Raw genomic sequence first — 10000 nt, forward strand, 5'->3', positions numbered from 1 at the left:
AATTAAGTCGTCTACTGTGACACGGTTTTCGGCCATTAAACGACGGCTAAAGTCTGACTGACGCATACGGCGTAAGCGGCTGGCAGGGAAGTATTCGTTAAACTGACTCATCTGGAGTCTCCTTGATTGAGATCTCTGACTCAAGACTACAAACAACCCTATTCCGACCCTCATTTTTGGCCTGATAAAGGGCGATGTCTGCGGCTTGAATATAATCCGAACTGATGCTGCTAATTTCAGCGACAGCTGCATAACAACCTATGCTAGCGCTGATGGATAACTGCAGCTCTTCATGCTGTACGGGCGATGCATTGAGGCAAAGGCGAAGTTGCTCTGCCAGCACCATAGCTCCTTCGGTGTCTGTATTTGGCAGAATAATGGCAAACTCTTCACCACCATAACGACAGAGGTAATCTGTACTACGTTTTAATTCTTGCTGCAGGCGATGGGCGACTTCTTTGATGACCAAATCACCAACAAGGTGACCATAATTGTCATTGATGGATTTAAAGTGGTCGATGTCGATCATCAACAAACCTAAAGTACTGCGCTCGCGTCGACTACGTTTTATTTCAGCATTAATTTTCTGGTCAAAAAAAGCTCTGTTGCGCACGCCAGTCAAGGCGTCTCTGGTATTTTGCTGTTCCAGAAGTTTGTTTTTATCTGCTAATTCAGTCAGGGTGATTTGCAATTCAAGGGTGCGCTGCTGAATGCTGTCTTCCAGCTGATCCGCTACGTTCTGTTGCCATTTCCTTTGTTGCAGATAAAACAACAACCAAGCCAACAAGCTGCTTAGAATGGCTCCAATAGCGATACCAAAAAGCAGCACAGGCCACTGTAGCAACACTCTGTCAATCAACATGCTTTAAGTCCTGTGGCAAATTAAACACCCTGTAGCTATTTTGCATGCTGATTTGCTGGATCTTATCAACAGATTCTCCAGTTAATCTTGCTATACACTGTGCTATTTCAGCCAGATACATGGGTTCATTGCGTCTGCTTTTTGGTTTTTGCTGCAGTGTCCGGGGTAAAAGATAAGGGGCGTCTGTTTCAATCAACAATCTGTCCATCGGCAAATAATTCAGTGCCTCGACCAGCTGATCATGGCGTCTCTCATCACACAGCCATCCTGTAATACCTATGTATAAACCGAGCTCCAGGTAGGCCCGCATCTGGCGTAGATCACCAGTAAAACAGTGCGCTACTCCCTGCTGGATCTGATACTGCTTTAGCAAAGACAACTGAGTATCAAAGGCGTCACGCTCATGCAAATATACCGCCTTATTGGCTTTTTTTGCCAGCTGCAGCTGTAGTTCAAACACCTCTATCTGGCGGTCGCGAGGCGAAAAATCCCGATTAAAATCTAATCCACATTCTCCAACCGCGACCACTTTATGATGTGTCAGCATCAATTCCAGCTGCTGCAAATCTTCAGGGGTGAACTGGGCAGCATAATGCGGGTGTACCCCAGCTGTGCAAAAAAAGTTGGGTTCCAGTTCAGATTCAAGCTGATTTTTTCTGGTTTCGTCGATATCAGTGCTGATTAGCAGCATAGCGTGCACGCCAGCAGCCCAAGCTCTGTCGATAACCTCCTGGCGATCCAGGTCAAACTGAGCGTTCAGAAGGTTGACTCCGATATCAAACACCAGGATTAATCCTGTAACCTGGCGACCTTGGTTTGGCGTTCTGACCCTTTTCTGGTTAACAGAAATGAATTGAACATTCCTCTAATGATCGTCACTTCTTCACCTTTACGCAGTAAAAAGCCGTCACTGGAGATCTGGCGCCATTTTTGACCATTGTCCAGAGTCACAGTCCATAAACCACGTTTTGACTGTTCAATGGACGCTACAGTTGCGGTGAGGCTGCTCGCAAGATCTTTGACCGTTTCTTTGTGCTCTATGCCGAAGTTGTCAGTATTGGTCTCAGCAATTACCTGGTTATTTGTAGTTGGTGCTCTCTCCAGGCTTTGTTGCTCTTCTGTCGTAACAACAGCAGAACTAAAGGTTTTAGTGCCAATTTTGTCATAGCAGGTCAAACGTTGCAGATCATTTTGCACTGCACGACACTGTGACAGTTGGTCAGACAATTCTGCAGCATTGGCCGATCCGGCCCAAAGGGTCAAGACTAAAATACCGACTTTACTTCTCATAATTATTTTCCTTACTGAATCTCTGTTTGTTCTGACTCGGCCTGAACATAAAAACGGCTAAGCCAAATACCCAATTCATACAACAAGCACATGGGGACAGCCAGTAATATCTGAGACAATACATCTGGTGGTGTCAGTAACATGCCAATAATAAACGCAAACACTACAAAATAAGGGCGCTTTTCCACCAGTTGCTGACGGCTTACTGCACCTGTCCATACTAATAACAATACAGCGACCGGAATTTCAAAAGATAAACCAAAAGCGAAAAAAAGTTTTAACACAAAATCGAGATAGCTACTGATGTCAGTTGCTATAGTCACACCTTCTGGCGCCACACTGGTAAAAAAACCAAAGACTATTGGGAACACAATGTAATACGCAAAAGCTATACCGCAGTAGAACAACACTGTACTGGACACAATAAGTGGCGCGACCAGATGTTTTTCTTTTTGATACAAAGCGGGGGCTACGAACAACCAGATTTGCCACAGCATGTAAGGGACTGTAAGGCACAAGGCAACAATAAAGGTCAGTTTAAACGGAGCAAAAAACGGCGCTGCTACATCTGTCGCTATCATGGAAGCGCCGGCAGGTAACACCGCCATTAAAGGCGATGCCATCAGGTGATAAATATCTGCTGCAAAATAAGCCAGACAGATAAATACCAGCAGCACAGCCATCACGGTATTTAACAGCCGACGCCTAAGTTCAATCAGGTGTCCTAACAAACTGTTAGGATTTGTGGTTTTTGTCATCTGCTACTACTGATTCTGGTGAAACGGATACTGTGTTGGCTGCAGGCTCTGCCTGTTTTACAGACGCGCCAGCAACCGGGGGTGCAGCAGGGTAAGGGTTAGTTACATCCGCAGCGGCTTGACGTAGCTCTGTGATTGCCTGCATTTCTTCAGTTGTCAGGTTGAGCAAGCCTTTTTCTTCGGCTTGTTTTAACTTGTCGTGTAGTTCCTGTACCCGAAGTTCGTCGTTTAATTCAGCCTGCATTTGCTGGCCGAATTGTTTTACGCTGCGGACAAAACCACTAACACTGCGAATAGCGCCCGGTAATCGCTCTGGGCCTAACACCAGCAGAGCAACTACGGCGATAACCACTAATTCCCAAAAGCTCATTTAGCGTTGTTCAGGAGTTTTTGCTGATTCAGCAGTGGCCGGAGCTGTTTCTTTCGTCTCAGTTTTTAGTTGAGGCTGAGGTGTTTGCACCACAGGGGCTACAGGCTCAACATTTTCTTCCGAATCTTTGACTGAGTTGCGGAAACCTTTGATAGCTGAACCCAAATCAGAACCTATGCCACGCAGACGCTTGGTACCAAACAGCAGGACAATAATCACCAGTATGATTAATAACTGCCAAATACTAATGCCACCAAAACCCATGTTATTCTCCTTCGCTTTTTTAAACCGTTACAACGGAACCGTTCGTCCGTTAATTTATTTTAAATACAAAACCCAGTGCGACCAGCACAAGTCCCGCCGCTGTTATAGACCAGCCAGATGTCAGTAATAAGACAGCACTTAACAAACTGCAGCCCGCCAATATGGCATAAGCCAGTTTTTTTGTCTGGTTCTGTTGTTGTAATTGCATTTGCTGTAGCACTGCTAACAGGCTGTTTTGCTGTTTCGGGCCTTGTTGTAAATACTGATGCAACAACCCCGGCATTTCTGGCATCTTTTCTGCCCAGAAAGGCAAATTGGCTTTCACCTCCCGCCACAATGCGGCGGGGCCCATTTGCTGTTGGACCCAATTTTCCAGAAAAGGTTTTGCTGTTTGCCACAAATCTAATTGTGGATACAACTGCCGGCCTAAGCCTTCAATGTACAGCAGAGTTTTTTGCAACAACACCAGTTGTGGCTGAACCTGCATATTAAAGCGACGGGCAGTGTTAAACAGATTAAACAGGACCTGGCCAAAGGAGATATCCTGCAGCGGTTTCTGGAATATAGGTTCGCAGACAGTTCGTATAGCACTTTCAAATTCTTCTACGCTGGTGTCGGGAGGAACCCAGCCTGAGTCGACATGTAGTTGCGCTACTTTTAAGTAATCGCGGTTAAAGAAGGCGACAAAGTTCTCTGCCAGATAGCGTTTATCTTCTTTGTTCAAAGTGCCTACTATACCGCAGTCTATGCCAATGTATTTAGGGTTATGTGGAGTTTCAAAGGAAACAAAAATATTACCGGGGTGCATATCTGCATGAAAAAAGCTATCGCGGAACACTTGGGTGAAGAAAACTTCTACTCCACGCTTAGCCAGTAATTCGAGATTGGTACCCTGGGCTTTTAGTGCCGTTAAGTCTGATACTGGTATACCATAAATCCGCTCCATGACCATGACGCCAGCTCTGCTGTGGTCGGCATAAACATAGGGGACATAGAGTGAGTCAGACCCTTCGAAGTTACGTTTTAACTGGATAGCATTGGCTGCTTCACGTTGCAGATCCAATTCGTCCAGAATGGTTTTGCGATACTCTGCGACCACTTCTTTTGGACGCAACCTTTTTCCGTCAGGCAGATAACGGGCTATCAAATCTGCCAGCGCATCCATCAGCTCTAAATCGGCCAGAATTTGCGGTCTGATATCAGGCCGAATCACCTTAACTACTACATCAGCTAAAGTGCCGTCAGTTTGTTTAAGTTGAGCAGTATGAACCTGAGCTATAGAAGCGGACGCCAGCGGGTTTTCATCAAACTGCTCAAACAAGTCGGTGATTTGTTCTAAACCCAGTTGCTGAATAATTAACTCTTTGGCCTGCTGACCAGAAAAAGCTTCTACTTTGTCTTGTAGCTTGGCTAGTTCATCCACCCATTGCTCAGGAAACAAATCGCGCCTGGTGGATAACATCTGACCAAACTTGACCCACACTGGCCCAAGCTGTTGCAAAGCCAAACGTAAACGCTCGCCTTCTGTCTTGTCCGGGTGTTTATTGCTTAGCCAAAAGATGATATTTCGTGCAGTGCGGAAATACCAGGGCTGCCATTGCTGTGGGATAAGTTGCTCCAGTCCGTACTGCAGCAAGGTTTTTAAAATATGGTAAAAACGGCGCAGACCCAAAATTACTCCTGCCTGAAGGCGTTATGTCGGCTCAATTGATCCAGTCTTGCCTGTAATTGACTGACGTCACGGCTGAATTGGTTCATTTCTGCTTGTGTTGGGCTCAATGCAAGTTCGTCCTGAGCCAGTTCAACAGCAGCATGTTCTAATTGCTTTAGTTGCGTCTGTATATATAGCTGCAGTTGTTTGATCGCCATTGCGACTTTGTGGGCCAGAGCATCTCCCAGCCAACCAGACAGATGTTGTTGCCAGTCAGGGTCCAATTGTTGTAACAGGCTGCTGAACTGCTGTGCTACCTGCAGATCACCATCAATTTGCAGTTTGTCCTGTTTTATTAAGCGGGTGAGCTGGCCAGGGTCATTCAGCTGTTGTAAGGTCGCAAGGTCGGTGCTGATCACGCAATCGACTTTCTCGTTATGTTGATTCAGCAATAAGCTTTCTGTTGTTGCAGATAAAACAAAACGCCATGGCAGTTCCTGTAACTGCAAGGCGAGTTGTTTTCCCTGTATTTTTTGCAATAAGGCAGGGGATGCAGGGTCCATAGCCACTACTTTGTGCAGCACTTTTTCTAATGTGGCGCAGATCAGTTGTGGCACTAAACTCAACATCAGAATTTGTAACCTTTGTGCAGAGCCACTATACCACCGGTCAGATTATGATAGCTGACATGTTCAAAACCAGCAGTTTCCATCATTTGTTTTAAGGTGTCTTGATCCGGATGCATGCGGATAGATTCAGCCAGGTACTGGTAACTTTCTTTGTCGTTAGCCACCAAACCACCAATAGCGGGCAGCAATTTAAAAGAATACAGATCGTAGACTTTACTCAGCCATTCGTACTCAGGCTTGGAGAATTCCAGTACCAGCAAGCGGCCACCAGGTTTCAGCACTCTGTACATAGAACGCAGGGCCGCGTCTTTGTCCGTGACATTACGCAGGCCAAAGCCGATGCTGATAATGTCAAAGCTGTTATCAGCAAAAGGCAGAGCTTCTGCGTTAGCCTGCACATAATCAATGTTATTAACTAAACCTAAGTCACGTAGCTTGTCACGGCCCACATTGAGCATAGATTCATTAATATCTGCCAGTATCACTTTGCCGGTAGGACCAACTCTTTTCGAAAACAAGGCGGTGATATCACCTGTACCGCCTGCCAAATCCAATACCTGATGACCAGGACGAACACCACTGCAGTCTATGGTAAATCTTTTCCAGAGGCGGTGAATGCCCATAGACATCACATCGTTCATCAGATCGTATTTGGCCGCAACGGAATGGAATACATTGGCTACGAGTGAAACTTTTTCGGTCTGCTTCACTGTTTTAAAGCCAAAATGAGTGCTATCAGGTTGCTGGTCAGTCATAAAAAAGCCTTTGGCTGTTCGTTGTGAACTAAAGTGGCGCTAGTGTAAAAGATTCGGCGGCTTACGCCAACTTATCCTGAAGTTTTATGACTGCACTGATGTTTTAGATCAATTCAAAGAAGCTCTCTGCATAACAATGGCCATTGAGCATAATCTGCAAGTGATGCTGGCCTGGATAATGTTTGCGGGTGGTCAGGTCAACAAAGGCCTGGCGGCGCTCAAATCGCAAATCCTGACCTGTCCAGATTTTATTACTCAGTTGGAATACTTTGTAATTCAGCTGGCCAGATTTTTTTCGATAACCGATTTTGTATTCCAGCCTTATTTTGGCTTCCAGTTCCGCTGGACCAGAGAGCTCAACCAAAAAATGCAGCGGCCGTTGCGCTGACACCTGGGCATTATGAATATTCAATCGGACTTGCAGTGGTAACTGCTGCAAACCAAACAAAGCTAACGCTCTGGGATGAGCCTGTTTCAATAGACCACGTAAAGCATGCTTAATGATCCAATCTGTAATTTGATGCTGGCCAAACCATTTTTCTGCTATGTCCAGCACAAGTTCAGGGTGATCTTTGCTGATATCGTTGAGGTGGTTTGCCACACTGCGTTGTACATAAGGCTCTGTATCAGCTTTCAGCTGTTCCAGAATAGGTAGCAAAGGCGTAGGATTTTGTTTATAAGCTTTTAGCGCCATACCCCAGGGCAGTCTGGGCCTTGCACCCTCACTGGCCAAGCGACGCAAATGCACATTGTCAGAACAGGCCCAGGCTTTCATTTGACTGAGAGTTAAATCAGGGTAACGTTGGAAAAATGGCCTGATCGCAAACTCAGCTGTTGAATAACAGGTGAAATGCGCCAAGGCTTTAAATGAGGTTTCCGGATCGTCAATACCATAAACCTCAACATAATCGGCAAAGATAAAACCCGGCACACCGGAGAAGTGGCTACTGACCGGAAGCAATACTTGAATGGCATCGCTGTATGGTAAATCAAGAGCGCTGTACAGGGCATGGCTGATCTGACGGGTTCTGGCTTTGAGCTCTAACTGCTGCCAGTCTTCACCTTGAGTTTGTCGCAGAAATTGTTCTGTCAAAAAGGCCTGGTGTTGTTGGTGACATAATGCCGCTAACCGCTGCAGAAATGCCGGACTAAACAGGTCTTTGAGCAAGCTGGCCATATCAGGTTGCCAGCATTAACTCTGTCGCCACCTGATTGCGGCCGCGAACTTTTGCTTCAAGTAATACTTTGCTGCTACGGGATAAAAATTGATGCCAGTTTTCCGCTGTGTTGTAGATGCTGACGCCTAAGGAAATCGTCACTTTAGGCAAAGTTTTCTTACTTTTCGCCGAGACAAAGCGTAATTTCTCTACACCCTTACGTACTTGTTCCGCTATTTCGCCTGCTGTGCGTAAATCAACATCCGGTAATAAAATCAGAAACTCTTCACCACCTGAACGAACAGGCAAGCCACTTTCCTGTACATAACTGGCAATTTTTCTCGCCACTTTGCTCAGGATCACATCACCGACACCAAAGCCATAATCCTGATTAAATTGGGAGAAATGATCCAGATTGACTGCTATTGCAGCTATCCGACGGCCCGGATTTTCGCTTAACCACAGATCCAGATGCTCCTGCATCGCAAGCCTGTTATACAAGCCAGTCAAAGGATCTAACTGTCTTTCTTTTTTCAGGTTTTCCAGTTCAGATCTCAGTGCATGACATTGTTCATTAGAAAAATCGAGCTGATCTTTGAGTTTTTGCTGACTGGCTTTAATAGCGTAAGTGGCGCTAATTACTTTATTGACGCTTTCCCGGCTGCGGTTCGCGTTGTTTGGGTCAAACCCAAGTAATGCTTGATCCAACACATCTAAATAATGCTGCACAGCTTCGCTGGCAATATCTGTAGTGCCGGACAATTTGCCGAGCATAGACGTGACTTGTTGGCTCAACTCTTCCTGACGTTGGTGTTGCGGGCTTAACCACTGACTATAAAGCTCGGCCAGAACAAAATCGTCAAAGGTACTTTGAACCGCCAGTTTCTGCTCTATCGCCTGGCATAATCCATCGTTTTGTCCGTTGATATACTCATAGATCACTGTGTAATTGACCGGGTGGGCTGCCAAACGATGCCGCTGCAAAAAAGCGGCGGTCAGCGCTGCCTTTTCACTTGCCTGCTCGATTGAGTCCTGATATTTCATGCCAAACACAACTCCACTAAATACTACTGCTAATTTAGCCTTCAAAACGTAATGTTACGCGAAACTTACGTTGAGGCAAACAAACTGATGTTGTTAAGCTGACATATCTAATAGAAAAAGTCTGCATCTTCAGCTTTATTAATGACTTATTTTTTATGTTTTTTTTCTGATTGGCTAAAAAAACGCATTTTGGTGGTTAAAAAACAGCTTTTTTGGTCTGTTCGATCTGAATATTGCGGCCAATATGCGAAAAGCTTAGCTCGCTGCTCTGGTTGTAAGAACTGAACAGAGTAGAATCAGAAAAAAAAGCAGGGGAAATAAAATGCGCCAGAAATTTATGGTTTTGTGTATGGTGTGGTTAGTGACCGCATGTAGCAGTCAGACTGTCAAACCCGAAGATTTTGACCAGTTTGCCAATGAACTGTGGCAAGCGGAGCAAAGTTTAACAAGCCGCAGCAAAATAAGTTTGCCCGATATGTCCGCTGCTACTTTGGCTGCTCAATCTCAACAAAGGCAAATGTGGTTAAGCAAATTACAGCAGTTTGATGCCACCAAGCTGACAGAGCAACAACAAATCAACCACGCAATTCTGGCTTATATACTTAAAGATGCCATTTCCGAATACCAGTATGGTGCTCATTTAATCCCGATAACGGCAGAATCAGGCTTTCACAGTGATCTGGCCTTTATGGTGTCGGGCACAGAGTTTAAGACGAAGCAGGATTATCAGGACTACCTGACTAAGTTAAAAACCATCCCTGTTTACATGCAACAACAAACACAGTGGATGCAACAAGGCTTAACCACGGGTATGACTCAACCAAAAGCGGTGTTAGCTGGTTTTGAGCAAAGTATTCTGGCTTTCGTCAGTAAAACCGCTGAGCAGAATGTGTTTTATCAGCCGTTTCACCAAAAGCCGGACTTTATTGATATGAATAGCTGGGCAGCCTTGCAGCGTGAAGCACAACAGGTTGTCGAGCAACAACTTAACCCAGCTTACCTGCAGTTTTATCAGTTTATGGTACGGCAGTATTTACCAGGTGCCCGTGACAGCATCGCAGCCAGTGATTGGCCTCAAGGGCGTGACTACTATCAAAACCGACTGGAACATTACACCAGCTTAAAGCTAACAGCTGAACAAGTTCATCAGATAGGTTTAGCTGAGGTATCCCGCATTCGGGCACAGATGCAGGACATTATCACTAAAGTTGGATTTAAGG

12 protein-coding genes and 1 pseudogene are annotated in these 10000 nt (G+C 45.4%); 1 reads left to right on the top strand and 12 read right to left on the bottom strand.

The features are described 5' to 3' along the window. The 12 genes and pseudogenes from LDL40_RS15885 to LDL40_RS15940 form a co-directional block, all read right to left on the bottom strand. Nucleotides 1-111 (bottom strand): annotated as a pseudogene (locus tag LDL40_RS15885) (porphobilinogen synthase); the annotation flags it as partial. Then, nucleotides 98-862: a GGDEF domain-containing protein gene (locus tag LDL40_RS15890; protein WP_300996429.1), complete on the bottom strand. Its 765-nt coding sequence runs from the start codon at nucleotides 860-862 to the stop codon at nucleotides 98-100. The pseudogene LDL40_RS15885 and the gene LDL40_RS15890, both read right to left, overlap by 14 nt. Continuing rightward, a complete protein-coding gene (locus tag LDL40_RS15895) occupies nucleotides 852-1646 on the bottom strand; it encodes a TatD family hydrolase (protein ID WP_300996430.1) in 795 nt (264 codons plus the stop codon). The genes LDL40_RS15890 and LDL40_RS15895 overlap by 11 nt, the downstream gene beginning before the upstream one ends. A gap of 5 nt (nucleotides 1647-1651) precedes the next feature. Then, the gene (locus LDL40_RS15900) at nucleotides 1652-2152 is read right to left on the bottom strand and encodes a hypothetical protein (RefSeq protein ID WP_300996431.1); all 501 of its coding nucleotides are present in this window, start codon (nucleotides 2150-2152) and stop codon (nucleotides 1652-1654) included. 11 nt (nucleotides 2153-2163) lie between these two features. After that, nucleotides 2164-2910: a twin-arginine translocase subunit TatC gene (tatC, locus tag LDL40_RS15905; protein WP_300996432.1), complete on the bottom strand. Its 747-nt coding sequence runs from the start codon at nucleotides 2908-2910 to the stop codon at nucleotides 2164-2166. Then, the gene (tatB, locus tag LDL40_RS15910) at nucleotides 2888-3280 is read right to left on the bottom strand and encodes a Sec-independent protein translocase protein TatB (RefSeq protein WP_300996433.1); all 393 of its coding nucleotides are present in this window, start codon (nucleotides 3278-3280) and stop codon (nucleotides 2888-2890) included. Before tatB ends, tatC begins: the two co-directional genes overlap by 23 nt. Further along, complete coding sequence (gene tatA, locus LDL40_RS15915; protein ID WP_300996434.1) at nucleotides 3281-3544, bottom strand: twin-arginine translocase TatA/TatE family subunit; 264 nt, start codon at nucleotides 3542-3544, stop codon at nucleotides 3281-3283. A gap of 49 nt (nucleotides 3545-3593) precedes the next feature. Further along, complete coding sequence (ubiB, locus tag LDL40_RS15920) at nucleotides 3594-5216, bottom strand: ubiquinone biosynthesis regulatory protein kinase UbiB (protein WP_300996435.1); 1623 nt, start codon at nucleotides 5214-5216, stop codon at nucleotides 3594-3596. 2 nt (nucleotides 5217-5218) lie between these two features. Then, nucleotides 5219-5824 (bottom strand): SCP2 domain-containing protein, encoded by a 606-nt coding sequence (locus tag LDL40_RS15925; RefSeq protein WP_300996436.1) that lies wholly within the window; start codon nucleotides 5822-5824, stop codon nucleotides 5219-5221. Next, nucleotides 5824-6579: a bifunctional demethylmenaquinone methyltransferase/2-methoxy-6-polyprenyl-1,4-benzoquinol methylase UbiE gene (gene ubiE, locus LDL40_RS15930; RefSeq protein WP_233079565.1), complete on the bottom strand. Its 756-nt coding sequence runs from the start codon at nucleotides 6577-6579 to the stop codon at nucleotides 5824-5826. The genes LDL40_RS15925 and ubiE overlap by 1 nt, the downstream gene beginning before the upstream one ends. Before the next feature lie 103 nt (nucleotides 6580-6682). Beyond that, on the bottom strand, nucleotides 6683-7756 hold the full coding sequence (locus tag LDL40_RS15935; protein ID WP_300996437.1) for a DNA alkylation repair protein: 1074 nt from the start codon (nucleotides 7754-7756) through the stop codon (nucleotides 6683-6685). 1 nt (nucleotide 7757) lies between these two features. After that, nucleotides 7758-8780 carry a GGDEF domain-containing protein gene (locus LDL40_RS15940; protein WP_300996438.1) on the bottom strand — a complete coding sequence of 341 codons (1023 nt, stop codon included), beginning with the start codon at nucleotides 8778-8780 and terminating at the stop codon, nucleotides 7758-7760. Nucleotides 8781-9102: 322 nt separating this feature from the next. On the opposite strand from LDL40_RS15940, the gene LDL40_RS15945 reads away from it, so the two are divergent. Then, nucleotides 9103-10000 (top strand): DUF885 family protein (locus tag LDL40_RS15945; RefSeq protein ID WP_300996439.1); only part of this gene is annotated, 898 nt, incomplete at its 3' end.

The sequence above is a fragment of the Rheinheimera sp. genome (assembly GCF_020217005.1).
Lineage (GTDB): Bacteria > Pseudomonadota > Gammaproteobacteria > Enterobacterales > Alteromonadaceae > Pararheinheimera.